Genomic DNA, 22,636 nt, shown 5'->3' on the forward strand with positions numbered 1-22,636 from the left:
TCTCTCCGTCAGCAAGGGAACTCGGGCGCGTCTTTCACGTGCCAGGGAAGGCCCTGCTTCGCAAGCTCTTCGAGGAATGGCTTCGGCGGCATCTGCTCGATGTTGAACACGCCCTTGCCGCTCCAGATGCCCTTCAGAATCATGATGGCCGCCGTCACCGCCGGGACGCCCGTCGTGTACGACACGGCCTGCGCGCCGACTTCGCGGTTGCTCTCGGCGTGATCGCAGACGTTATAGATGATCTTCGTGAGGGGCTTGCCGTCCTTCACGCCCTTGATCACGGTGCCGATGGAGGTCTTGCCCGTATAGTCCGGCGCGAGCGATGAAGGCTCGGGCAAAAGCGCCTTGAGGAATTCGATCGGGATGATGTCGATGCCCTTGAACTTGACGGGATCGATGCGCGTCATGCCGATGCTCTGCAGCACGTCGAGGTGCTTGATGTAATTGTCGGAGAACGTCATCCAGAAGCGGATTCGCTTCAGACCGCGGATGTTCTGGACGAGCGATTCCTCTTCCTCGTGGTAGATCAGGTAGGATTTGCGCGGGCCGACTTCCGGATAATCGATCATACAGGAGATGCTGAGCGGGTCGATTTCGATCCACTCGCCGTTTTCCCAATATTTGCCGCGCTGGGTCACTTCGCGGATGTTGATTTCCGGGTTGAAGTTGGTCGCGAAGCTCTTGCCGTGGCTGCCGTCGTTGCAATCGATGATGTCGATCTCGTGGATCTCGTCGAACAGGCTTTCCTGCGCGTAGGCGCAGAACACGTTCGTCACGCCGGGGTCGAAGCCGCAGCCGAGCACGGCGAGATTGCCCTTGGCCTTGTACTTTTCATCGAACGGCCATTGCCATTTGTAGGTGAACTTCGCCTCGTCCTTCGGCTCGTAGTTCGCGGTGTCGATGTAATCGACGCCGGTCTGGAGGCAGGCTTCCATGATCGTCAGATCCTGGTAGGGCAGGGCCATGTTGATGACGAGGCGCGGCTTGACCCGTTCGATGAGCTTCACCACCGCGGCGGTATCGTCCGCATCGATCTGCGAAATCTCGATTTCACTCGCGCATTGCTTCTGGATCGCTTCGCATTTCGACAGGGTGCGCGACGCAAGATGAATGGTCCCGTCGAAAACGTCGCGATTCATCGCGCATTTCTTGGTCACTACCGCGCCGGCCGCGCCGCCGCCGATGATGAGAACGTTGTTCATGGGTGCTTCTGTCCGTTTTTCCTGGGGCAGGAGGGGAGATTGTTCATCCCGGGTTTTCGCCCCGCGCCTGTGCGGGCTCTTGATATATTTAGGCGGTTTGTTGTTGTAAAGCGAGAAGCCAGAGGAGACACAAGAAAGTAATACCGCAATCTCTTGCGGTAAGGCGGGGCTCGCAACGCTTCAATATCGGGGATATTTATGACAGCTATGTGAAGTAATAAACAGCGCGATGCGAAAGATTGATCCAACCTTTTGAAGCAAAGACGCAGGAATGAGATCGCCTTTGCTTATGCCGGTGAGCCGGTCCAAGCGGCTGGCGTGCTTTGTCAATGGCGGCGAAACCGCGACTTTTTTTGAGCCCATTCGGAAGCAACGGAGGAAGGCAGGGGGGCGATGAGATCTGGCGGAGAGAGAGGGATTCGAACCCTCGAGACGGTTTCCCGCCTACACACTTTCCAGGCGTGCGCCTTCAACCACTCGGCCACCTCTCCAGACGCGCCGGACAAACCGAAGCCGAAGCAGCGCGAGGCCGCACTATAGCGATCAGCGAAGCGCCTGCAAGCCCAGATGCGCGGTTTTTTGGCGTTCCTTCCGCATCTTTTTGCACGGGCTGACGGCTATGGGAGAGGTCGGTCCGCCCACCGGCGGCTCAGCGGGGCGGCTTTCGGGTACGATTGAACGCGCCCGCGCGTCGCATTAAGAAAACAGACGCAAAGTCGCCGCATTCTTTTTTTGAAGCCTTCTAAAAAGGCCCTCATATTGCCACAACCGAAAGGCCATCTTCGCGCAAGGCTCCCGGCTCCCGGTTGTTGGAATTTTGACGACGAAAAACCTCTGTCGCGGAAGCGTCAGAATGTTCGTTACAAAAAAAGACAAATTAGGGTTGCACAAGCGCGCATCCTTCTTATTCCGGATCGGCAGTCACATGAAGTTACGGTATCTCGGCGGCTACACTGCGGCATTCATCGCGGTCGCGTTCGGTTGGCTCATCTTCTCGTGGCCATGGCTGTCCGGGGATGTCACGATCCCCTATGACGCGAAGGCACATTTTCAGCCTCAGCTTCAGTTTCTGGCGAATGCGCTCCATACGGGGCAATCGCCATTCTGGGCGCCCAATGTTTTCGGCGGATCGCCGCAGATCGCCGATCCGCAATCGCTGATCTTCTCGCCAGCCTTCCTTCTCGCCTACCTTGACCCGGCCCCGAGCTTCAGGCAACTCGATTTTTATTGCTTTCTGTTGCTGGGGATCGCGGCATTCTCGGTTCTGATGCTGTTCCGCGACCGGGGCTGGCATCCGGCGGCGGCAACGGTTGCCGCGCTCGGCGCGGCTTTTGGCGGCTCGGCAATCTGGCGCATCCAGCACATCGCGCAGATCGAAGCCTTCGCGTTCTTCATGCTCTGCCTGTGGCTTCTGGCGCGCGCGCTCGACCGCAAATCGATCCTCTACGGCACGCTTGCCGGTGTTGCCGCTTCGGGCATGATCATCCAGCCCGGACAGATCGCGCTGATCGGCGCCTATGTGCTCCTCGGCTACACGGTCCATCACTGGATCGCGTCGCCGCGCTTCTGGCCGGCGGTGCGTCAGAGCATTCTTCCGCTCGCGGGCGGAACCATCGCCGCCACGCTCATCGCCGCGGGGCCGATCCTGCTTGCGTTCCTTTTCGTGGAACATTCGAACCGGCCTGAAATTCCGTTCGACGAGGCCGCGCGCGGCGCCTTGCACCCGGCGTCGCTTCTGACGACGCTCATCCCGGATCTTTTCGGCGTCAAGACCGAGGAGCCTTATTGGGGCCCGGCGAGCATCGAATGGCCGGCCGATTGGCTGGCGATGACGGAAAACATGGGCCAGCTCTATATCGGCGCGCTGCCGGTGCTGTTGCTGCTGGGCGTAGGCTTCCTCAAGGGGCGCATCTTTGCGCGGGAAATCCGGTTCTTCACCCTCGCCATCACCGGCCTTCTCCTCTACGCGCTTGGGCGCTACACCGGCGCTTTCACGCTCCTCTATTACTATCTGCCCGGCGTCGACATGTTCCGCAGGCCCGCCGACGCGACCTATGCGCTCTGCGCCATGACGGCGATTCTTGGCGGCTACATGCTTCACCGCGTCCTCACCGGCGCGGATGAGCTGACGCGGGAGCAGACGAAGTGGCTTGCAATCGCGATCGGGGGCTTGTGCCTCACGGGTCTCGGCGTCGCGGCCTTTCATGAGCATCTTCTCGATGCGATGGAGCCGGTAGCGTTGGCGCTCGCGGTGTTCGCCGTCGCGTGGGGCACGCTCGCCTTTGCGCGCAGACACGCCGCAGGTCAGGGCGCTCTGGCCGTGCTCGCGCTTGGCGGTTTCATGACCGCCGATCTCGTCATCAACAACGGTCCCAACCGCTCAACCGCGTTGCCGCCGTCCACCTATGACGAGTTGCGCGTGGATTCGAAGAACGAGACGCTCGCGCTCCTGAAGGAGCGGCTTTCACAGCGGCCCGGTTCAGATCGGCGTGACCGCGTGGAAATCGTCGGCCTCGGCTTCGAGTGGCCCAACACGAGCCTCGTGCACGGCTTCGACCACTCGCTCGGCTATAACCCGCTGCGCATCGCGGAGTTCGTGGAAGCGATGGGCGATGTGGAAACGACCGCTGAAACCTATCAGCGCGACTTCACACGGCTGTTTCCATCCTACCGCTCGACGCTCGCCGACATGATGGGCATTCGCTACATCGCCATCGATGAGCCGATTGAACATCTCGACAAGCAGTTGAAGCCGGGCGATCTGAAGCTCGTCGCGCATACGAAGGACGCTTACATCTACGAGAATCCCCGCGCGCTGCCGCGTGTGCTTTTTGCCTTCGATTGGCAGCCCGCGAATTTCGCGCAGCTCAAGAAGGATGGCCGCTGGCCGGTCTTCGATCCGCGGCGCACGGTGCTCTTCCACGCCGAGCGGCCGCAGACGGTCGTGCTGCCGCCGAAGCCCGTGTCGATGCCTGAGGCGCGGACGTCCCTGCGCAGTTATCGGAATACCGTCGTCGAGATAGAGGTCGAGACGTCAGCGCCCGGCTTCGTCGTGCTGAACGACAACTGGCACCCATGGTGGTTCGCCACTGTCGATGGCAAGCCGACGGACATCTACCGCGCGAATGTGCTGTTCCGCGCGGTGCAGGTGCCGTCCGGCAGGCATCTTGTACGGTTCGAATTCAAGCCGGTGGAAGGCGCGGCAAGGGAAGTCCGTGCGCGCCTCGAAGGGAAGTCTCTCGAACCTGGCCTGCCGCCGAGGATGCCGCGGATCAGGCCTGAGGCCAGCCTGCCGGTGTCGCCGAGGCCCGCTGGCTAAGCGCCGCGAAGGCTGGACTGCGAAGCCAGTCATATTCGCGGATGCGGGCGGCTCTGATGGGGTCGCCTTCTCCATCGCCGCCGCCCGGCTTGGCGACATGGCACATGACGAGAGGCCACGCGCCTGCGGCACTTTCGAGCCATCCCTGCCAGAGTTGCGGAAGGCTCGCTGTTTCGGAGAAGTCGTAAACGCCCGCAAAATCCGTGTTGGTGATGTGTCCGTGCTCTTCGGCGAGCTTCGACAGCCGCACCGCTCCCGTCCGCGCGATCACCGCCGCTTTTGTGCCGCGCTTGACCTTGGGTGTGCAGATGCGAAGGCCAACGAGCCGCGCATTGCCCGCGTAACGGTCTGACAGGACATCGACGAGAACCTCCGCCACGCCGGGAAGATGATGCACGTGCTGATGACCGTCGACGAACTGCGGCGCGGCGCCCATGCCTTCTTCATAGATGAGAAGCTGTTTCGCGATGGCCTGACGCACGAGCTTCAGATCGAGGCGGCGAGCATGCGCCAATGCGATGAGCGTCGAAAGGCGATGGTTCGGCCTCTTGCCTTCCACGAACGGGCTGGTGAGGTCGAGATGGAGGCCGCGAGACAGCGGCGCGGTCCGCAATGAGCGCGCCGCAACCATCCATCGGGGCGAAAGCACCATGGCGCTCGCGGCGGTCACGACACCCTTGCCAGCCAGTTCGAGGATCGCAGCGTCCACACGTTCGTCCAGCGCGTAGTCGTCCGCGTTGATGATGATGTTTTTCATAAGAGCTAGCCTTGCGGCTGAGCGAAGGCCCAGAGCTTCGAGAGGAGGAACGTGGCGACAGCGACACCCAAAATCACGGCCGCAAGTATCGGAAGGTAATAGGTTGGACCGAATACGCGCAAGAGCTCGGCGTAGGCGGCCTGATTGATTGCGAACCCGGCGAAAGCAACCGCGAAGAAGCGTCGCCGGGCGACGGCAAGGCTCTCACGGGACACAGGAAAGGTAAAGCGCGAATGGCCTGCGAAACTGACGAAAAAAGCCACACCGAAGCCGATCGCGTTTGCGGCGAGCGGCTGAAGGCTCAAAAGCTCGACAACGAGCGCCACGACGCCGAGATGCGTGAGCGCGGCGGCGCAGCCGACAGCGACGAAGATCGCGATCTGCCGCATTACAGGCGCCTGTCCGTTCCGGAAGATTGTGCCTCCACGACCAGAGCGGTCGCGTCGTAAACGGGGGAGGCCGCACGCGGCGGCGACTTCACGCGGCTGTCTTCCGCAACGATGTAGATGGGGCGTTGCTTGGCTTCCTCGAAGGTGCGTCCGAGATATTCCGCGATGATGCCGAGCGCGAGAAGCTGAACGCCCGAGAGGAACATCATGCCGACCGCGAGCGTCGGCCAGCCCGGCACGCGGCTGCCCTGCACGTAATGCTCGAACAGCAGGTAGCAGCCATAGAGAAATGCGGTGCTCGATATGACGAGCCCGGTCAGCGAAACAAGCCGCAGCGGCACGACGCTGAACGAGGTAAGCCCGGTGAAGGCGAGCTTGAAAAGTTGCCGCCATGTGAATTTGGTGACGCCCGCAACGCGCGGTTCCGGCTGAAAAGGCACGAGCACTGTGCGGAAGCCGACCCAGGCGAAAAGCCCTTTCATCTGCCGGTTCCGCTCCGGCAGCGCGTTGATCGCGTCGACCACCTTGCGGTCCAGAAGCCGGAAGTCGCCCGCGTCGGGCGGGATTACCACATGACTGCCGGCCTGCATCAGCCAATAATACCCTGCCTTGAAACGGCGCTTCAGCCAGGTTTCGAGGCGTTCGTTCTGCACGCCCGCGATCACCTCGGCCCCTTCGCTCCACTTATCGAGGAAGACCGAGATGAGGGCCGGGGGATGCTGACCGTCCGAATCCATCAGGATGACGGCGTCCCCCGCCGCAGTCTTGAGTCCCGCCGACAGCGCGGCTTCCTTGCCGAAATTCCGGGAAAAGCGGATGTAACGCAGCGCCGGCTGCTTCGCGCAGAGGTCGAGCATCACTTCGCGCGTGCCGTCCGTGCTGCCGTCGTCGACCACCAAAATCTCATGGGCGAAGCCGGTATTTGCGAGCGCATGAAGAATTGAGGAGACGACGATGGGCAGTCCTTCGCTTTCATTGTAGGCGGGAAGGACGACCGAAATCAGTGTAGGGCGGCGCGTATCCATGGACACTCTGACAACTCAAGCGCTTCTGACGCAATTCACTTAGCTTATGACGCGCTCGCCCGCAATCAAGGGAGCGGCGGTCTCCCGCCGCCCGCCTTTTGGCTAATTCGTGAGCTTCAGAGCGGCAAGGTCGATAGAAAGTTTCACGTCCTTTTCGACCGCGTAACCCGCAACCGATTTCGGCCCGACACCGAATTCGAGGCGGTCGATGATCGTCTCGCCCTTCACCGATGCCGCGCCGTTCGTCGTGGCAATCGTAAACGGCAGGGAGACAGGCTTTGCGACGCCCTTCAGAGTGAGACGGCCTTCGAGCACGTATTTGCCTTTCCCGGCCGGTTTCGCGCCGCTCGCGACGAACTCTGCGGTTGGAAAGCGTGCGGGGTCGAAGAAGTCCGGCGAAAGAAGCGTCTGGTCGACGTCGCTCTGGCCCGTGTCCACGCTTTTTACATCGATCAGAACCCGGACCGACGTCTGCTCAGGCAGGGACGGATCGAACTCCACCTCGGACTTGAATGTCTTGAACGTGCCTTTCGTGACGAAGCCGCTGCCGTTCGCCTCGAAGGCGATGGCGCTCTTCTGGGGATCGACGCTCCATTCGCTCGCCCGCGCGTCATGCGCTCCAAGCAGCGCGACCGCGCCGCCCGCCGTCACAGCGAACGCCACCGCGACGCCACCGCCGAGAAAGCGCGGCGCCATGCGCGACCAGATGCCGTCACGCCTGATTACATGCCAGATCGTCGCCAGCACGTGCAAACCGATTACCCCGGCGAGACCGAAAGCGGCGAACTCGTGCACCTCTTCCAGCGCGTGATGGATGCTCTTCTTCTCGTCGGGGCCGAGCGCGACGAACCAGGGAAGAAGCGGGAAGGGCTGACCGAACAGGAGGGAGGGCTTGTCAGACGTGGAGATAAGCGCCCACCCGGACAACACGATCAGGAAAACGAGGCCGTAAAGCGCGAGATGGGCAAGCGCCGCGCCGAGCTTCTCCAGCCCGGACATGGTGGCGGGCTCAGGCGGCGTCGCCGTGAACGCACGCCACAGCACGCGCAGCACCATCAGCGCAAGGATGGTGAAGCCGAGCGACTTGTGCAGATTGTAAGCCTGGATTTTCTCCACGACGTTTCCGATGCCACCCATCGTCCAGCCGAGATAGAGCATGAAAAATATAAGGGCGGCTATCACCCAATGCAGGACTTTCAGCCCTGCAGCGTAGTCTTGGCGTATCATGACGACACTGTCTCCTTACCACTTGCCGATGTTCGGCAATGATTTCCAAGGTTCGGCGGGCGCGAGAGGCGCGCCTTTCTGCAAGAGTTCGATGGAGATGTTGTCCGGCGAGCGGACGAAGGCCATGTACCCGTCGCGCGGCGGCCGGTTGATCGTCACGCCCGCGTCGGCGAGGCGCTGGCACGTCTCGTAGATGTTTTCGACTTCGTAGGCAAGGTGGCCGAAATTGCGCCCCTCGCCGTACTCCTCCGGATCCCAGTTATAAGTGAGTTCAACGAGCGCGCTCTCGTCTCCCGGCGCGGCGAGGAACACGAGTGTGTAGCGTCCCTCGGGCCGTTCGAGGCGGCGCACCTCCCTCAGGCCGAGCTTGTTCACGTAGAAGTCGAGCGATCGGTCGAGGTCGCTGACGCGGACCATGGTGTGCAGATATTTCATTTCGAGCCTCCAGCTTGACCGTCATTTAGGCACGATGGCGGGTGCCGCAACCCGTTTGAGCGCTTAGGATACAATCATGACCGTTATGCAGGTGCGCGTTTCAACAGGTGTGGATAGTGAGGCGCCGCAATCGATGGCCGAAGCGGCATGCCATTGATTCGCAGGCCGTGTTTCCGCTCCGGGGTGGATTTTCGTTCCTCGCCAAATGTTAAGAAAGCCTTGCGAAAGGTCCGGCTCTGCGGTCTATGTGGATTTATGTCACATTTTTGTCAAAGTTTAGCACGGAATATCAATCACTTGCCGCGGTGAGGGCCAGCGGCAGGCAAGGCGGACCGCGTCGCGTGTTGGGGAAAGAGTTAATTTTCTCTAGCCTCGCTGGCGTGGAATGTTATGTTTCGGATGTGAGTTGGCGGGCGTTGAGGTCTTGGGCGAGATCTTTGCGGGCGCCACGTTTTTCAGTGAAGCGGGGGACTACAAAATGGGGGACAATTTACCTCCAACCATTACCTCTTTTAACGACATCGCAGAGCAACCAAGCATAGACGTCTTCGTGATCGCAGGCCACATCAAGTGGTTCGACGTGTCTAAGGGCTTCGGCTTCATCGTCCCTGACGGTGGTCTGCCCGACATCCTGATTCACGTTACCGTACTGCGGCGGGACGGCTATCAGACTGCGTATGAAGGCGCCCGAATTGTCTGCGAAGTCCTGCGGCGCGACCGCGGACTTCAGGCGTTCCGTGTGATCGAGATGGACGAGAGTACCGCCATCCATCCCTCGCAACTGCCCCAGCGGACACACGTCCATGTGGTTCCGGAAAGCGACTGGCAACGGGCCATGGTGAAGTGGTTCAACCGCCTCAAGGGCTTCGGGTTCCTCACCCGTGGCGCCGGGACGGAAGACATCTTCGTCCATATGGAGACGCTTCGTCGCTTCGGGTTTGCCGAGCTTCGTCCTGGACAAATCGTTCAGGTGCGTTATGGCCATGGCGACAAGGGCCTCATGGCCGCGGAGCTTCGTCCCGACGGCACGATGGGCTATCCGTCCTCGCATTAAGGGATCATGACCCCATGACCATGGGTCGACCAAATATTACGAGGGCCGCGCTTGCGGCCCTTCTCTTTTTGAGTTCTCCTGTTCTCAGCCGGGCAATCATGGCGCCAGCATTTGGAGACGTGATTTTCAATCAAGCGAGCCTGACGATCGAGACTGCGAATGGGCCCGTTCTTCTGGATGTCGAAATTGCCGACACCGATCCGAAGCGCGAACAGGGGCTTATGTTCCGGCGCTCGCTGCCAGACAATCACGGCATGATTTTTCTTTTCGGCCGGGAGCGCGAGATCACGATGTGGATGAAGAACACGTTCATCCCGCTCGACATGGTTTTCATCGGGGACGACTGGCGGGTTGTCTCCATCGCGCAGAACGCCGAGCCATTTTCAACCGACGTCATATCTTCGCGTCGGCCCGCGTCGCGTGTGCTCGAAATAGGGGCAGGGCAGGCGAAGAAACTCGGGCTTAAGGTTGGCGACCGCGTTTCACTGAAAAAGTGAGGCTAGAAATGATGCAAAACCGGCGGTTCAATCTTGAAAGAGAGAAGGCGCCTCCGATCAACTGGCGGCGCGGCATGATCCGGCTCTGGATCTTGGCCTCGGCTGCTTGGATCATGGGCTGGTCTCTCTATTTTGCCATCGAATTCATCAACGGCGAAACCCGGCAGGAGCTGCTCGGCATTCCGGTCGTGCTTTTCGGCCCCCCGCTCGCGCTTTTTCTCTTCGGCCTGGCCACGAGATGGGCTTTTCGCGGCTTCGAGACCGACGACGAGCAAGCTTAGGTCAATCGCGGTTTTGCGGTTCCCGACGGCTCCAACCGTCTAAGCGGCGCGTTGCCTTTTTCACGGGCGCGCCAGAGACCCCCGCGACAAAGCGCGGTGCTTTCTGCGTCGTTTTTCAATTCGGAGCGTGACGGCGGCGCGCCGCGATGCGTTCGGCGAAGGTCGTGTCATCGCAATTGCGCGCTTTGCCTCATCCGGGACAAGCTTGAGGTGAGGGTCGATCAAGGTTCGCCCCAGCCTCCGACGGCGCCTTGTCGACACAATCGGGGCGTGCGCTTGCGCGTCGCATCAAAACCGCGCTTGATTTTGCAAGAAAAATGCGCGATTGCTAGGGCCGTCTCGAAGCGAAGAAAATGCCGTGTCGCCGCGAGAAATGCCTCAAATTCAGGTGCGTGAAGCTTTCAGATCGACAAACGCGCGGATACCCTTCAGAGAAGCCTTCGCAAGGACTTTTCGACCCTCCCGCGGATTATTCTCGAAAAAATCTTGATCTAAGTCAAAACGCTGCTATTCAGTAGGAGTAAGGTTTGCTTGACACCTGCCTTGTCAAGCTAGACTGACACAAAACGGCATCCTGTGCCGCGCACCGCCTTGCGGCTGCGCCCGGTTGCCCTATAACAAGAAGGCGCGCTTTATGGCGCATGCGAATGCGGGCCTTATTGGCCCCAATGCCATAATCCGGGTCGCCGAGACGCTTCGGGAGCGGCTTGGCGACGATGCGGCTCTGGAAGTTTTCGCCCGCGCGAAGCTTGAGACGCGCCTTGTTACCCCGCCTGAAAGCATGGTTCCGGAAACGGAGGTCGGCGCGCTGCAAACCGCGCTGTTCGAGGGTCTCGCCGGGGAAGACGCGAAGAGGATATCCTTCGAGGCTGGGCTGCGCACGGGCGACTATCTTCTCGCGCGCCGTATTCCGAAATTCGCCCAGTTCGTGCTGAAGCGCTTGCCGCCGCGCATGGCCGCGCGCACCCTGCTTTCGGCCATCGGCAAGCACTCCTGGACGTTCGCGGGAAGCGGCACCTTCGAGGCGAAGGCCGGTTATCCCGTGCTTGTTTCCATCGCGAATTGTCCGCTTTGCCGTGGCCGTCACGGCGCCGAACCACAATGCGATTTTTATGCTGGCACGTTCCAGCGCCTGTTCGAGACGCTCGTCAGCCGCAACACCACCGTCCGCGAGATCGAGTGCGAAGCGATGGGCGGCAGCGCCTGCATCTTCGAAATTGCATGGCCGAAAAGCGCGGCCCAAAAAGCAGAACACGCCCCCCGCAGCCACCGTCAACGGGAATTAGCATCATGATTCCAGGTATCGCGAAATACTTCCACGCGCGGGTTCCCCGCTACACGAGCTATCCGACCGCGCCGCACTTCACGGGCGAGGTCGACGCCAAGCGCTATGGCTCGTGGCTCGCGCGGCTCGATCCCGAGACGGAACTTTCGCTTTACCTCCACGTTCCGTTCTGCCGGAGCATGTGCTGGTATTGCGGCTGCAACATGCGTGTCATCGCGCGCTATTCGCCGGTAACGGATTACGTCGCCACGCTCGTCAAGGAAATCGACCTTGCGAGCGCTAAGCTTCCGAAGCGCATGAAGGTGCGTCACATCCATTGGGGTGGCGGCACGCCGACGGCGCTGAACGGCGAGGATATGGTGCGCATCCATGAGGCGGTGGCGAGCCGTTTCGACATTCTGCCCGACGCGGAAATCGCGGTCGAGATCGATCCGCGCACCTTCACCCAGGACAACGCGGACGCGCTCGGCAAGATCGGCTGCACCCGCGCGAGCCTCGGGATTCAGGAATTCGATCCCACGGTTCAGGAAGCGATCAACCGCGTCCAGCCGATGAATGTCATCGAAGGCACGATCCGCATGCTGCAGGAGCAGAACGTGAAGGGTCTGAACTTCGACCTCATGTACGGCCTGCCGCATCAGACGGCGGAAATGCTCACCCGCACCGTCGAACAGGCTGCGACGCTCAAGCCGGACCGCATTGCGCTGTTCGGTTATGCGCATGTTCCGTGGATGGCGAAGAACCAGCGCATGATCCCCGAAGACGCGCTGCCGACGGCGCTGATGCGCTTCGAGCAGGCGACGGCTGCGGGCGACGCATTGGAAGCGGCCGGTTACGTCCGCATCGGCCTCGACCATTTCGCGCGGCCCGAGGACAGCATGGCGATCGCGCTGCGCGAAGGCCGCCTGCACCGCAATTTCCAGGGCTATACAGACGATCTCGCGGGCGCCATCGTGGCATTCGGCGCGAGCGCCATCTCCCAGACGCCCGACGGCTACATGCAGAATATCGTCGAGACGGGCGCTTACTCGCGCGCGGTCAACTCGGGCGAGCTGCCGGTGGCGAAGGGCGTGACGTTCCGTGGCGAGGACAAGCTGCGTTCGGCTATCATCGAACGCCTGATGTGCGACATGGAAGTCGACCTCGACGAGATGCGCCGCCTTTACGCACCGAACCGCGACGATTTCTACGACGAGCTTGCCCAGCTTCGCGCGCTGCAGGACGAGGGCCTTTGCGAAATCGACGGCGGCAAGGTGCGCGTTCCGGATGCGGCGCGGCCCGCGCTCCGCGTCGTGTGCTCCGTGTTCGACGACTACCTTCAGCAGAACCAGGAGCTGCGGCACGCCGCTGCGGTCTGACGAATCGGGGGGTCGTTCGGCAATCGCCTTCCAGTCGACCGACCGCTCCCATGGGGAGCGGTTTCGACGCAGACAGCTGATGGACAATACGAACCTAGCGCCGCGCCCGCTTTATCGATGGACGCCGCAGGTTCGGCCAACCATAGCAGCTTCCACTTCTTTTGGCGTTTCCACGTCTTCGTGCCACTCCTCGTAAGCCGGGATAGCGTTTCCCGGCTCAGCCCACGGCACGGCGTGCGACAGCCACATGTGCTGGCTCGGGCGAGCCTCGGGATCGTCATCGAGCGTCGCCACCCGCAGTGTCACATAGCGCTTGTCGGGATATTCGGCGACAATCTGCGAACCGCAGATCGAGCAAAAGCGTCGGAATTTTCCCGGCGAGGATTCGTAGCAGGTGAGCTTGTCCTCGCCCGCTATCCAGTGGAAATGCTCGCGCGCCACCTTGGCCGAGACGTTGAACGCCGAGGCGTGCGCTTTCCGGCAGCTCCGGCAGTGACAGACGCGGATCGGTGCGTCGAGGCGTTCGACCTCATAGCGTACGCTCCCGCAAAGACAACTCCCGCTCACGCTCATCGCTCCACCATCCTTGAAGCTCTTTCGCAGCTTCATTGCCGCGTCAGGCCTCACTCTCCTCCTTTTTCAAGCGCGACCGCTGCGACACGATCGCCGCGCGAAAAGCCCTTGATGTTTTTTCAGCAAAGTTCGCGGCGCGCGCCAAGGTTCCATCGTCACCGGGTGATTGTTGAGGCTGGCGGCCATTTTCGATGCTTCGTCCGTCCTCATCGGTTTGCGGGCCTTGCGGTTCCTTCGGTTCGCCGCGCCCCATCCGCCCGGCTTATCAGCGCGATTGCGTAGTCGGGAAGAGGTGGCCGTAAGGATGCGCGATCACGTCTTCCTCCTCCGCGAAAAGTGCATCCCAAGCCGAGTAGGCCTCCTCCACGATATACGGGCCGCCGCCCTGATTGGGCCGCGACGAGAACAGCACGAACCGGCTCACCGTGAACGGTTCGCAGGTGAAGCCGCCGTGGCGCGCGAGATAGTCGGCGGCGGCGAAGGGGCTCACATTGCGAAGCCGCGCGAGCGTCACATGCGGGGTGAAATTGCGGGGCTCCGGCGGCAGGCCCGCCGCGCGCGCCGCCCGCTCGTGCGCCTTTTGCAGCGTCTCCAGCATCGGCGACGCTTTCACACCTGCCCAAAGCGAGCGTGGCTTGTTTCCGCCAAAGCTCCCGAGGCCGGAAACCGCGATGTCGAAGCTTTCGAAACGGATGTCCGCCAGCGCGTCCGCAAAGTCGTTCGCCTGCGCGTCGGTGATGTCGCCCGCGAAACGCAGCGTGATGTGATAATTCTCCGCGTCGATCCAGCTCGCGCCGGATAGCCCAGCCCTGAGACCGGAAAGGTATCCGACCACATCGTGAGGCAATTCGAGTCCGGTGAAGAGTCTAGGCATGCGTGGCCTCCTGTGCGGAAAGGAGCGACGGGCCTTTGGCCTGTCAGCCTAGCAGGATAGGGTTGTGCCGGTTCGTGTTTTATTCAAGGCGCGCGAGAAGCCGAAACAGGGCTAACGGCTCCTTATGGCCCGCCATCCGAAAAAGCTCGGCTCAAGCGCCGCCGCCGAATTCCCGATCGAGCCAGCCGGCGATCGGCTCCGCCGCATCGCGCCAGTTCGAATCCATCATGATGGCGTGGCCTCCGCCCTTCACGATCACCGACCGCGCGCCGTAATAGATCGCGGTAAGACGCACATCGGCGGGCGGCACGAACTCGTCCTTTTCGCAGCCGAGCACCATCAGCTTCGGCATGCTCCACGGCAGCGGCGCGAAGGATGTGAACCCGTAAAGCTGGCGGCTCGCGGTCTCGGCGATATCGTCCATGCGCTCGAAGAAGAGGCGGCGGAGCTGGGGCGATGGCGGTTCCGCGAACAGGCCGTCCTCGATGATGTCGAGGTTGGCGTTGCGGATGCCGCGTTCGAGCACGCGCTGCAACTCACGAAAGAGCGCCGGATTGCGGATGAAGAGTTCCGCCGACGCGCGCATCAGCCCGTGCGGCGGCGCGGCGCACATCAGCACCACGCCCGCCGCGCGCCCGCCGCGCCTGATGTAATTCTGCACGACGCCGCCGCCGAGCGAGTGCCCCACGACGACGACCGGGCCGCCGATCTCGTTTACGGCCCACTCAACATCGTTGGCGAAATCGCCGAGGCTCAGGCTGCGCACGCTCTCGCGACCTTTGCTCTCGCCGTGTCCGCGGAGCGAGAGCGCCGACGCGTCATAGCCGAGGCTTGCGAAATAGGGCAGGAAGCTTTGCCGCCATACCCATGCGCCGGTGCAGATGCCGTGGACGAACAGAAGCCGTACCGGCTTTTCGGGCGCGGCAGCGGGCAGGCGAACGAGTTCGAGTGTCATGTGGGGCCGGGGGCGGGTTGAAACGAAGGGCGAGGCGGCTGTGAAGCCGAAGCGGCACTTTGCCGCGAAAGCGCTGCCGAGAAAAACTCAAAGTGAGAAATGTTCGAAGCCTTTGGCCGAAAGGATGAGCGGCTCGCCGGACTGGCCGAGGAAGGACGGGGCCGCCGCGCCTTCCGCGAGTGCTCCGATGCGCGAGACGGGGCAGCCACTGGCACGGGCGGCGGCTTCGAAGGTGAGCGAGCGAGCCTCTGGTCCCAAACCAGATGCGCTGCTGTCCGGCGGCACGGCGGCAAGGATCTCGTAATCGTCTCCGCCCGTGAGGATCGTTTCGAGGAGGGCAGGGCAGGCGGTGACGGCCGCGCGCGCAGCTCCAGAAAGCGGCAGCGCAGAGGTGTCGACTGTCGCGGTCACGCCCGAAGCTGCGCAAAGCCGCGTGAGGTCGAGTGCGAGCCCGTCCGATATGTCCATCGATGCCGAAGCGTGCGCGACAAGCGCGGCGCTCGCCGACAGGCGCGGTTCGGGATAAAGATAGCGGCGCGCCAGATGGTCCGTCTCAGCCGCCGAAAGCACGCCGACGAGGTCGGCAAGGCCAATCCGCAGTTTCAGGCCGAGCGCCGCGTCGCCGAGCGTGCCGGTGACATAGAGCACATCGCCGGGCTTGCCGCCGCCGCGCAGAAGCGGGCGCGCGGGCGCCTCGCCAAGTGCCGTCACAGAAAGCCACCACGGGCCCCTGGCTGTTACCGTATCCCCGCCGATAAGGCTTATGCCGAACGCCGACTGCGTGCGGGCGAGGCCGTCCGCGAAAGCGCGCGCCCAATCTTCGGTCGGCGCGGCTGGAAGGGCAAGGGTCAGGAGATAGGCGAAGGGCTTTGCCGCCTTGGCCGCGAGGTCCGACACATTCACCGCGACGGCCTTGTAAGCCGCATCGCCCGGATGGTCGTTCTCGAAGAAATGCACGCCTGCGACAAGCGCGTCGGTCGTTATCACAAGCCCGCTCGATGGCAGTGCCGACAAATGCGCCGCGTCATCGGACAGGCCGAACGCGCCGGGGTGGGTTGCGAGCGGAGACAGAACCTCAGCAATGAGAGCGTTTTCACCGAGTCTGCGCATGTCACACCGCTACGGCGTCGTGCGGTAGATCAGATACGGCCCGACGCTGCGGGATTTGGCGTTCGATCGGCTTACCTCCCAGCGTCCAATCGGACCCGATTTGACCCGGGCCGACCCGGCAGCGTAAACGCCCCGGCACACGGACGCCCTTTTGCCTCTGATTTTTGCGCCTCTTGTCTTTGCGGCTCGGGTCTTGCTCGTATCATCTCTTCGCCGGACCGCTCTTGCCGGCCGACTTGCGGCCGAATTCGCCGGGACGCCTTGTCCGCGCCACGCGGTCGAGAACGCCGTTCACCACGCCGGGTTCCTCGCCGCCGAAGAAATCCTTGGCGATCTCCACATATTCGTTGATGGCGGCGCGCGCGGGCACGTCGGCGCGCTCGGTGAGTTCGTAAACGCCAAGCCGCAGGATAGCCCGCAGGATGCTGTCGATGCGCGAGAGTTTCCAGCCCGACGCCAGATGGCCCGCAATCTCGGGATCGATTTTCGCTTGCCCCCGCGCGACGCCCTCGACCACATCGCGGAAGAATTGGCGATCCGCGCCCGCATAGATCTCCACTGTCTCGAAACGGCGGCCGAGAAACTCCTGAAGCACGAGGCTAAGGTCGCGCTGCGTCATTTCCATCTGATAGAGCGCCTGCACGGCGGCGAGTCTCGCGCGCGTTCGAGGCTGTCCTTCGGGCAGGTCCGCTACCGGGCCTGCTTCGTGACCGTCTTCCAAGTCCATCGTTCAAGCTTTCGGTTCAAGGCCGCGAGCAGCCCGCGCAACTCGCGCCGATCATATCACACCGCCATGCGCATGGGCGCGGCGGGAATGCGTTCCAGAATAGAGAGCGCCGGACTTTCAATGCGGCACCCGGATGGGTTCACCCGATCAGGTCGAATCCCCCGATCGGCTCTGGCTGAGCGTCACGCCAACTGGCGAAACGACCGCTTGAGGCGGAGCACCTCAAGACACGCCAGAACGGCCTCGCGGCCCTTGTTCTTGCGGCTGACGTCAGCCCTTGCCAGCGCCTGCGCCTCGTTCTCGACGGTCAGGATCGCGTTGCCGAACGGAATGCCGTGCCGGATCGAGAGGGATAGAAGCTGGTGAGCCGATTCGTTTGCAACGATGTCGTAATGCGATGTTTCGCCCCGGATCACGCATCCGAGCGCCACATAACCATGAAAAGGACGGTCGCCGCCCTCATCGAACAGGTCGGCGTCCTTGGCGAGGGCCAGAACCTGCGGGATTTCGAGCGCGCCGGGAACCGTCTTCAATTCCCAGGTCGCGCCCGCCTCGTCGAGCGCGCGCGTCGCGCCTTCGAGCAGCGCATCCGCGATATGGTTGTAATAGCGGCCTTCGATGATGAGGATATGAATGGGCTTTGTCATTGGTCTTCGATGGGGCGTCGCGCGATGATGTTGAGGCCGTAGCCTTCGAGACCGACGACTTTCGGCGTCGGCGAGTTCGAAAGAAGGACCATGTTCCGGACGCCGAGATCAAGCAGGATCTGAGCGCCGATGCCATAATCGACGAGCCGGTTCTCGGGCGCCTTGCCCTCGGCTATGGCGGCGATGCTCGACAGACGCGAACGGATCGTGCCTTCGCGCACGTCGCGGATGACGACGACCACGCCGCGTTCTTCCTGACCGATGCGGCGCATCGCGCGCTCGACGAGCGAGCGGCGGTTGTCGTCGCCTCTGCCGATGCCGAACAGATCTTCGAGAATGTTGACCGCGTGCATGCGCACCAGCACCGGCTCGGGTCCGGACACGTCGCCCTTGATGAGCGCAAGGTGCTCGGTGTTGTCGACCTCGTTCACATAGACGCGGAGCTTGAACGCGCCACCATAGGGGCTCGTGATATTGCGCTCGTCGACGAGCTTCACGAAGCTCTCGGTGCGGCGGCGATAGGCGATGAGGTCGGCAATGGTCCCGATCTTGAGGCCGTGCCGCTGCGCAAAGGCGAGCAGGTCCGGCATGCGGGCCATGGTGCCGTCGTCGTTCATCACCTCGCAGATGACACCCGCCGGGATAAGCCCCGCAAGCCGCGCGAGATCGACGGCGGCTTCTGTGTGGCCCGCGCGGACCAGCACGCCGCCTTCCTGCGCGATGAGCGGGAAGACGTGGCCCGGACTGACGATGTCCTGAAAATCCTTCTCGGGATTGATGGCGACGGAGACGGTATGAGCGCGGTCGAAGGCCGAGATGCCGGTGGTGATGCCTTCCTTCGCCTCGATGGAAACGGTGAACGCGGTCCGGTTGCGCGAGCGGTTCGAGCGCGCCATGTGCTCAAGGTGCAGCACGTCCGCGCGTTCCGGCGTGATCGCGAGGCAGATAAGCCCGCGCCCGAAGCGTGCCATGAAATTGATGGCATCGGGCGTCGCCATCTGCGCGGGGATGACGAGATCGCCCTCGTTCTCGCGGTCCTCGGCGTCGACGAGGATGAACATGCGCCCCTGCCGCGCATCTTCGAGGATTTCCTCTATCGAGGCGAGCTGTCCGCGGATGGCGGCGGGATCGAGAACGCGCAACTGGTCGGGTTTCATGAGTTTTCAGCCTGTTGTCCGAGCAGCCGCCCCACGTAGCGGGCGATGAGGTCGACTTCCATGTTGATGGCGTCGCCCGGCTGCTTCTCACCGAATACGGTGACTTCGAGTGTGGTTGGAATAAGGTTGATGGTGAAAAGCGAGCCGCTCACGTCATTGATGGTGAGCGACACGCCGTCGAGAGCGACAGACCCCTTGGGCGCGATGAATTTCGCGAGTTCTTCCGGTGCGCGTATGGCGAAGATCTTCGAAAAGCCCTCCGGCGTGATGCTCTCGATGCGGGCCACGCCGTCGACATGGCCCGAAACGAGATGGCCGCCCATTTCATCGCCGAAGCGAAGCGAGCGTTCGAGATTGATCCTGCGCCCCCTGGCCCATCCGCCAAGCGTGGTCTTGGACAACGTCTCGTTCGAGACGTCGATACGAAAGATCGAGCCTCCGCCGAACGATTCGACGCCGGTTACCGTGAGGCAGCAGCCGTCGCAGGCGATCGAGGCGCCATGCGCGATGCCCGACGCCTCCCACGGACAGGATATGGCGAAACGGCCGCTATCGGCCTCAAGGACGGTCCCTTGTGCGGTGATGATCCCGGTAAACATGCGTCAATTCTGCCAGTGTGCGGTTGAGCGATAAATGGAAATCGTGTCCGTGCCCGCTTTTCTTTTGTCGAACAGGGTGAATTGGGGCGAGGCGGCAACGAGATCGAGGCCGCGGTCGCCGAAAGGCGGCATGCCCGCCTGCGGATCGAGCGTCCGGGCGCCGTGCATGATGATGACTTCGTCGGCAAGCCCGGCGTCGATGAAGCCGCGCGCGGTGGACGGGCCGCCCTCAACGAGAAGGCGCGTGATGCCTTCGGCGGCGAGCCGCATCATCGCGAGCCGGAGGTTGAGGCGGCCGGCGAGCGACGCGCCTATGTCGAGAACGCGCACGCCGGCGCGCCCGAAGAAAGCCGCGCCCTCCGATGAGTCGCCGCAGACGATCCACACCGGCGGGCGTTCATTGGCGAAGAGTTTTGCCGCGGGAGGGACATTGCAGCGCGACGCCAGCACCACGCGAACCGGCGAGCGGTCGTCGAGGCCCGGCAGGCGGCAGGTAAGTTCGGGGTCGTCCGCTTCGACCGTCTTGCGGCCGACGAGGATGGCGTCTGCGCGGGCGCGAAGGAGATGGGCCGCCGCGCGCGCCACATCGCCGGTTATGAACACGGGCTTGCCGTTCCCGCGGGGAACGAAGCCCTCTGCATCGACCGCGAGCTTCACCTGTACGAAAGGGCGCCGTTCGGTGACGCGGAAGGAATGGCCGAGGTTCAGCCAGTCGCAATCGCGCACGAAACCGGCGATGCCGCGTATCGCGCGAACGCCATGCTGCGCCACGTAGGTCAGCCCCCGGCCCGCGACGCGCATGTCGGGATCGAGCGAGCCGTAGATCAGATGCGAAATGCCCGCATCCACGATCGTATGCGCGCAAGGCGGGGTCGCGCCGAAATGGCTGCACGGTTCGAGAGTGGTGACGATCAGCGCGCCTTTCGCCCGCTCGCCCGCTTCGCGAAGAGCGAGAACCTCGGCATGCGGACGGCCTCCACGCGCGGTTGCCGCGCTGGCGATGACCTCGCCGGTGGCGATGTCGGCCACGACGGCGCCGACGCTCGGGTTCGGCGAGGTCGCGCCGATATTGGTCCTGGCGACGAAAAGAGCGCGACGACAAAGCGCCTCGATGACGGTCGAGGAAAGAGGGAGAGGCGGGGCTTCATCCGACGCCGTCACCGACGTTGCGTTGAAAGATGCGGCAGGCTCGTTCATTTGTCGTCCGCGGTGCGCGCGAATGCTGCGCTGTCAAGCTCGCCAAGCACGCGGTGGAAGTCTTTCGCCTCGCTGAAGTCGCGATAGACGCTGGCGTAACGGACGTAGGCCACGCCGTCGAGCGCCTTCAGTCCCTCCATGACGTGGCGGCCCACTGTTTCGGAGGGGATTTCCGACTCATTCGAGATTTCGAGTTTGCGCACGACTTCGCTCACGAACTGTTCGATGCGATCCTCCCCGATGGGACGCTTGCGGGTCGCGATCTCGATCGAGCGCCTGAGCTTCTCGCGGTCGAACGGCGCGCGCCGCCCGCTCCGCTTGATGATCGTCAACTCACGAAGCTGGACGCGCTCGAACGTGGTGAAGCGCGCCCCGCACTCTGCGCACGAGCGCCGCCGCCGGATCGCCGTGTGGTCCTCTGACGGGCGGCTGTCGCGCACCTGGGTATCGAGCGCACCGCAAGTTGGGCACCGCATTGGTCTGGCCTGCTCTGGCGGACTCTCCGCCGTTGTCCTTACGCCTTGATGCCCGGATAGATCGGGAAGCGCCCGCACAGCGCCAGCGCCTCGGCCTTGACCTTTTCCTGCGCCTTCGCGGCGGCGTCTCCGCCAGCCTTCAGGCCCTCCAGCACCTCTACGATCAGGCCACCGATTTGCGTAAACTCGGCGACGCCGAAGCCGCGCGTGGTGCCCGCAGGCGATCCGACGCGAATGCCCGAGGTAATGGTCGGCTTCTCGGGATCGTAGGGCACGCCGTTCTTGTTGACCGTGATATGAGCATGACCAAGGGCGGCTTCCACGGCCTTGCCGGTGAGGCCCTTGGGACGCAGGTCGACGAGCAGCAGGTGATTGTCGGTGCCGCCGGAGACGAGATCGACGCCGCCTTCCTTGAGCGCCACGCCGAGCGCCTTCGCGTTATCCACCACGGCCTTGGCATATTGCTGGAATTCGGGCTTCAGGGCTTCGCCGAAAGCCACGGCCTTCGCGGCGATGATATGCATCAGCGGGCCGCCCTGAAGGCCGGGGAAGATCGCCGAATTGACCTTCTTTGCGAGGTCGCCGTCATTCGTCAGGATGATGGCGCCGCGTGGGCCCCGAAGCGTCTTGTGCGTTGTCGTCGTGGCGAAATGCGCGTGCGGGAACGGGCTCGGATGCTGGCCGCCCGCGACCAATCCCGCGAAATGCGCCATGTCGACGAGCAGCAGCGCGCCCACTTCGTCCGCGATCTCGCGGAAGCGCTTGAAATCGAACTGACGTGCATAGGCGGAGCCGCCCGCGATGATCAGCTTCGGCTTGTGCTCCTTCGCAAGCCGCTCGACCTGCTCGTAGTCGATATAACCGTCTTCGCGGCGGACGCCATAATGAACGGCGTTGAACCATTTGCCCGACTGGTTCGGGGCTGCGCCGTGGGTAAGGTGGCCGCCCATGTCGATGCCCATGCCGAGGATGGTGTCGCCGGGTTTCAGGACCGCGAGAAACACACCCTGATTGGCCTGGCTGCCGGAATGCGGCTGCACATTCGCGAAATCGCAGCCGAAAAGCTGCTTGGCGCGGGCAATGGCCAGTTCCTCGGCGACGTCGACTTCCTGACAGCCGCCATAGTAACGCTTGCCCGGATAGCCTTCCGCATATTTGTTGGTAAGAACCGAGCCCGCCGCCTCGATCACGGCGCGCGATACATAGTTCTCGGACGCGATCAGCTCGATTTCATCGCGCTGGCGTTCAAGCTCGCGGCCGAGCACTTTATAGATGTCGGGATCGGCGTCGGAAAGCGGCGCGGAAAAAAACGATGCGACGGCGGAAGATGCGGTGGACATACGGCCTCTGACTGGCAATGGGGTGCTGCGCGCCGGCAGTATAGGAACTTCCGGCAAGATTGCAATCAAAGGGGCTGATTTCGTACGGATCGCTCTCCGACCGCGCATTCGGACGCGGAACGCCGCCAGGCAAACACGGCCGGGCGGCGTCA

The 22,636-nt window shown here is 62.7% G+C and carries 24 protein-coding genes and 1 tRNA gene; 6 read left to right on the forward strand and 19 right to left on the reverse strand.

Going from position 1 to position 22,636, the window contains the following annotated elements:
• Window positions 1–8 precede the first annotated feature (8 nt).
• Together EK416_RS01800 and EK416_RS01805 are read right to left on the reverse strand one after the other, a co-directional pair.
• Window positions 9–1,202, reverse strand: coding sequence for a saccharopine dehydrogenase family protein (locus tag EK416_RS01800; protein WP_127075718.1), 1,194 nt, complete (start codon window positions 1,200–1,202; stop codon window positions 9–11).
• A gap of 401 nt (window positions 1,203–1,603) precedes the next feature.
• Window positions 1,604–1,693 (reverse strand) — tRNA-Ser (locus tag EK416_RS01805).
• A 434-nt stretch (window positions 1,694–2,127) separates the two neighbouring features.
• Between EK416_RS01805 and EK416_RS01810 the strand changes: the two genes are divergently transcribed.
• Window positions 2,128–4,521, forward strand: coding sequence for a glycosyltransferase family protein (locus tag EK416_RS01810; protein WP_181952107.1), 2,394 nt, complete (start codon window positions 2,128–2,130; stop codon window positions 4,519–4,521).
• Here the strand turns inward: EK416_RS01810 and EK416_RS01815 are convergent.
• The 5 genes from EK416_RS01815 to EK416_RS01835 form a co-directional block, all read right to left on the reverse strand.
• Window positions 4,475–5,278 (reverse strand): ChbG/HpnK family deacetylase, encoded by an 804-nt coding sequence (locus EK416_RS01815; RefSeq protein WP_127075720.1) that lies wholly within the window; start codon window positions 5,276–5,278, stop codon window positions 4,475–4,477. The two genes, EK416_RS01810 and EK416_RS01815, sit on opposite strands and share 47 nt — an antisense overlap.
• 5 nt (window positions 5,279–5,283) lie before the next feature.
• Window positions 5,284–5,667 (reverse strand): GtrA family protein, encoded by a 384-nt coding sequence (locus EK416_RS01820; protein WP_127075722.1) that lies wholly within the window; start codon window positions 5,665–5,667, stop codon window positions 5,284–5,286.
• Window positions 5,667–6,692, reverse strand: coding sequence for a glycosyltransferase family 2 protein (locus EK416_RS01825; RefSeq protein WP_127075724.1), 1,026 nt, complete (start codon window positions 6,690–6,692; stop codon window positions 5,667–5,669). The genes EK416_RS01820 and EK416_RS01825 overlap by 1 nt, the downstream gene beginning before the upstream one ends.
• Window positions 6,693–6,794: 102 nt before the next feature.
• Complete coding sequence (locus EK416_RS01830; protein ID WP_127075726.1) at window positions 6,795–7,919, reverse strand: YceI family protein; 1,125 nt, start codon at window positions 7,917–7,919, stop codon at window positions 6,795–6,797.
• A gap of 15 nt (window positions 7,920–7,934) precedes the next feature.
• Entirely contained in the window at window positions 7,935–8,354 is a 420-nt protein-coding gene (locus EK416_RS01835; RefSeq protein ID WP_127075728.1) for a VOC family protein, read from the reverse strand.
• Between the two features lie 478 nt (window positions 8,355–8,832).
• Between EK416_RS01835 and EK416_RS01840 the strand changes: the two genes are divergently transcribed.
• The 5 genes from EK416_RS01840 (at window position 8,833) to hemN (ending at window position 12,829) form a co-directional block, all read left to right on the forward strand.
• The gene (locus EK416_RS01840; protein WP_013418453.1) at window positions 8,833–9,408 is read left to right on the forward strand and encodes a cold-shock protein; all 576 of its coding nucleotides are present in this window, start codon (window positions 8,833–8,835) and stop codon (window positions 9,406–9,408) included.
• 98 nt (window positions 9,409–9,506) lie between these two features.
• On the forward strand, window positions 9,507–9,905 hold the full coding sequence (locus EK416_RS01845) for a DUF192 domain-containing protein (protein WP_245433908.1): 399 nt from the start codon (window positions 9,507–9,509) through the stop codon (window positions 9,903–9,905).
• Between the two features lie 8 nt (window positions 9,906–9,913).
• Window positions 9,914–10,186 (forward strand): hypothetical protein, encoded by a 273-nt coding sequence (locus EK416_RS01850; protein ID WP_245433909.1) that lies wholly within the window; start codon window positions 9,914–9,916, stop codon window positions 10,184–10,186.
• Between the two features lie 634 nt (window positions 10,187–10,820).
• Complete coding sequence (gene bchJ / locus EK416_RS01855) at window positions 10,821–11,480, forward strand: bacteriochlorophyll 4-vinyl reductase (protein ID WP_127075732.1); 660 nt, start codon at window positions 10,821–10,823, stop codon at window positions 11,478–11,480.
• The gene (gene hemN, locus EK416_RS01860) at window positions 11,477–12,829 is read left to right on the forward strand and encodes an oxygen-independent coproporphyrinogen III oxidase (protein ID WP_127075734.1); all 1,353 of its coding nucleotides are present in this window, start codon (window positions 11,477–11,479) and stop codon (window positions 12,827–12,829) included. Before bchJ ends, hemN begins: the two co-directional genes overlap by 4 nt.
• A 111-nt stretch (window positions 12,830–12,940) precedes the next feature.
• Here the strand turns inward: hemN and EK416_RS01865 are convergent, their stop codons facing one another.
• The 12 genes from EK416_RS01865 to glyA form a co-directional block, all read right to left on the reverse strand.
• The gene (locus EK416_RS01865) at window positions 12,941–13,438 is read right to left on the reverse strand and encodes a GFA family protein (RefSeq protein WP_245433910.1); all 498 of its coding nucleotides are present in this window, start codon (window positions 13,436–13,438) and stop codon (window positions 12,941–12,943) included.
• A 7-nt stretch (window positions 13,439–13,445) separates the two neighbouring features.
• Window positions 13,446–13,655: a hypothetical protein gene (locus EK416_RS01870; RefSeq protein WP_127075736.1), complete on the reverse strand. Its 210-nt coding sequence runs from the start codon at window positions 13,653–13,655 to the stop codon at window positions 13,446–13,448.
• A gap of 12 nt (window positions 13,656–13,667) precedes the next feature.
• Entirely contained in the window at window positions 13,668–14,276 is a 609-nt protein-coding gene (thpR, locus tag EK416_RS01875) for an RNA 2',3'-cyclic phosphodiesterase (protein ID WP_127075738.1), read from the reverse strand.
• Window positions 14,277–14,427: 151 nt separating this feature from the next.
• On the reverse strand, window positions 14,428–15,231 hold the full coding sequence (locus EK416_RS01880) for an alpha/beta hydrolase (RefSeq protein ID WP_127075740.1): 804 nt from the start codon (window positions 15,229–15,231) through the stop codon (window positions 14,428–14,430).
• A gap of 87 nt (window positions 15,232–15,318) precedes the next feature.
• Window positions 15,319–16,341, reverse strand: a complete 1,023-nt coding sequence (gene thiL / locus EK416_RS01885; RefSeq protein ID WP_127075742.1) for a thiamine-phosphate kinase — start codon at window positions 16,339–16,341, stop codon at window positions 15,319–15,321.
• Between the two features lie 202 nt (window positions 16,342–16,543).
• Window positions 16,544–17,068, reverse strand: coding sequence for a transcription antitermination factor NusB (nusB, locus tag EK416_RS01890; RefSeq protein ID WP_127075744.1), 525 nt, complete (start codon window positions 17,066–17,068; stop codon window positions 16,544–16,546).
• 182 nt (window positions 17,069–17,250) lie between these two features.
• A complete protein-coding gene (ribH, locus tag EK416_RS01895) occupies window positions 17,251–17,715 on the reverse strand; it encodes a 6,7-dimethyl-8-ribityllumazine synthase (RefSeq protein ID WP_127075746.1) in 465 nt (154 codons plus the stop codon).
• The gene (gene ribB / locus EK416_RS01900; RefSeq protein WP_127075748.1) at window positions 17,712–18,872 is read right to left on the reverse strand and encodes a 3,4-dihydroxy-2-butanone-4-phosphate synthase; all 1,161 of its coding nucleotides are present in this window, start codon (window positions 18,870–18,872) and stop codon (window positions 17,712–17,714) included. The genes ribH and ribB overlap by 4 nt, the downstream gene beginning before the upstream one ends.
• Window positions 18,869–19,471 carry a riboflavin synthase gene (locus EK416_RS01905; RefSeq protein ID WP_127075750.1) on the reverse strand — a complete coding sequence of 201 codons (603 nt, stop codon included), beginning with the start codon at window positions 19,469–19,471 and terminating at the stop codon, window positions 18,869–18,871. The genes ribB and EK416_RS01905 overlap by 4 nt, the downstream gene beginning before the upstream one ends.
• 3 nt (window positions 19,472–19,474) lie before the next feature.
• Complete coding sequence (gene ribD / locus EK416_RS01910; RefSeq protein ID WP_127075752.1) at window positions 19,475–20,668, reverse strand: bifunctional diaminohydroxyphosphoribosylaminopyrimidine deaminase/5-amino-6-(5-phosphoribosylamino)uracil reductase RibD; 1,194 nt, start codon at window positions 20,666–20,668, stop codon at window positions 19,475–19,477.
• Window positions 20,665–21,144, reverse strand: coding sequence for a transcriptional regulator NrdR (nrdR, locus tag EK416_RS01915; protein ID WP_127075754.1), 480 nt, complete (start codon window positions 21,142–21,144; stop codon window positions 20,665–20,667). The genes ribD and nrdR overlap by 4 nt, the downstream gene beginning before the upstream one ends.
• 38 nt (window positions 21,145–21,182) lie before the next feature.
• Entirely contained in the window at window positions 21,183–22,484 is a 1,302-nt protein-coding gene (gene glyA, locus EK416_RS01920) for a serine hydroxymethyltransferase (RefSeq protein ID WP_127075756.1), read from the reverse strand.
• Window positions 22,485–22,636 lie beyond the last annotated feature (152 nt).

Origin of the sequence: Rhodomicrobium lacus (genome assembly GCF_003992725.1) — a bacterium.
GTDB lineage: Bacteria > Pseudomonadota > Alphaproteobacteria > Rhizobiales > Rhodomicrobiaceae > Rhodomicrobium > Rhodomicrobium lacus.

Excerpts from the sequence above, each read along its gene's own strand:
- EK416_RS01840 (WP_013418453.1), top strand. The coding sequence starts at position 8,833 with ATGGGGGACAATTTACCTCCAACCATTACCTCTTTTAACGACATCGCA.
- thiL (WP_127075742.1), bottom strand. The coding sequence starts at position 16,341 with ATGCGCAGACTCGGTGAAAACGCTCTCATTGCTGAGGTTCTGTCTCCG.
- EK416_RS01810 (WP_181952107.1), top strand. The coding sequence starts at position 2,128 with ATGAAGTTACGGTATCTCGGCGGCTACACTGCGGCATTCATCGCGGTC.
- bchJ (WP_127075732.1), top strand. The coding sequence starts at position 10,821 with ATGGCGCATGCGAATGCGGGCCTTATTGGCCCCAATGCCATAATCCGG.
- nrdR (WP_127075754.1), bottom strand. The coding sequence starts at position 21,144 with ATGCGGTGCCCAACTTGCGGTGCGCTCGATACCCAGGTGCGCGACAGC.
- EK416_RS01800 (WP_127075718.1), bottom strand. The coding sequence starts at position 1,202 with ATGAACAACGTTCTCATCATCGGCGGCGGCGCGGCCGGCGCGGTAGTG.
- EK416_RS01880 (WP_127075740.1), bottom strand. The coding sequence starts at position 15,231 with ATGACACTCGAACTCGTTCGCCTGCCCGCTGCCGCGCCCGAAAAGCCG.
- EK416_RS01850 (WP_245433909.1), top strand. The coding sequence starts at position 9,914 with ATGATGCAAAACCGGCGGTTCAATCTTGAAAGAGAGAAGGCGCCTCCG.
- glyA (WP_127075756.1), bottom strand. The coding sequence starts at position 22,484 with ATGTCCACCGCATCTTCCGCCGTCGCATCGTTTTTTTCCGCGCCGCTT.
- thpR (WP_127075738.1), bottom strand. The coding sequence starts at position 14,276 with ATGCCTAGACTCTTCACCGGACTCGAATTGCCTCACGATGTGGTCGGA.
- ribD (WP_127075752.1), bottom strand. The coding sequence starts at position 20,668 with ATGAACGAGCCTGCCGCATCTTTCAACGCAACGTCGGTGACGGCGTCG.
- EK416_RS01845 (WP_245433908.1), top strand. The coding sequence starts at position 9,507 with ATGGCGCCAGCATTTGGAGACGTGATTTTCAATCAAGCGAGCCTGACG.
- EK416_RS01830 (WP_127075726.1), bottom strand. The coding sequence starts at position 7,919 with ATGATACGCCAAGACTACGCTGCAGGGCTGAAAGTCCTGCATTGGGTG.
- EK416_RS01835 (WP_127075728.1), bottom strand. The coding sequence starts at position 8,354 with ATGAAATATCTGCACACCATGGTCCGCGTCAGCGACCTCGACCGATCG.
- hemN (WP_127075734.1), top strand. The coding sequence starts at position 11,477 with ATGATTCCAGGTATCGCGAAATACTTCCACGCGCGGGTTCCCCGCTAC.
- EK416_RS01905 (WP_127075750.1), bottom strand. The coding sequence starts at position 19,471 with ATGTTTACCGGGATCATCACCGCACAAGGGACCGTCCTTGAGGCCGAT.
- ribB (WP_127075748.1), bottom strand. The coding sequence starts at position 18,872 with ATGAAACCCGACCAGTTGCGCGTTCTCGATCCCGCCGCCATCCGCGGA.
- EK416_RS01825 (WP_127075724.1), bottom strand. The coding sequence starts at position 6,692 with ATGGATACGCGCCGCCCTACACTGATTTCGGTCGTCCTTCCCGCCTAC.
- EK416_RS01865 (WP_245433910.1), bottom strand. The coding sequence starts at position 13,438 with ATGAAGCTGCGAAAGAGCTTCAAGGATGGTGGAGCGATGAGCGTGAGC.
- EK416_RS01815 (WP_127075720.1), bottom strand. The coding sequence starts at position 5,278 with ATGAAAAACATCATCATCAACGCGGACGACTACGCGCTGGACGAACGT.
- ribH (WP_127075746.1), bottom strand. The coding sequence starts at position 17,715 with ATGACAAAGCCCATTCATATCCTCATCATCGAAGGCCGCTATTACAAC.
- EK416_RS01820 (WP_127075722.1), bottom strand. The coding sequence starts at position 5,667 with ATGCGGCAGATCGCGATCTTCGTCGCTGTCGGCTGCGCCGCCGCGCTC.
- EK416_RS01870 (WP_127075736.1), bottom strand. The coding sequence starts at position 13,655 with ATGGGGCGCGGCGAACCGAAGGAACCGCAAGGCCCGCAAACCGATGAG.
- nusB (WP_127075744.1), bottom strand. The coding sequence starts at position 17,068 with ATGGACTTGGAAGACGGTCACGAAGCAGGCCCGGTAGCGGACCTGCCC.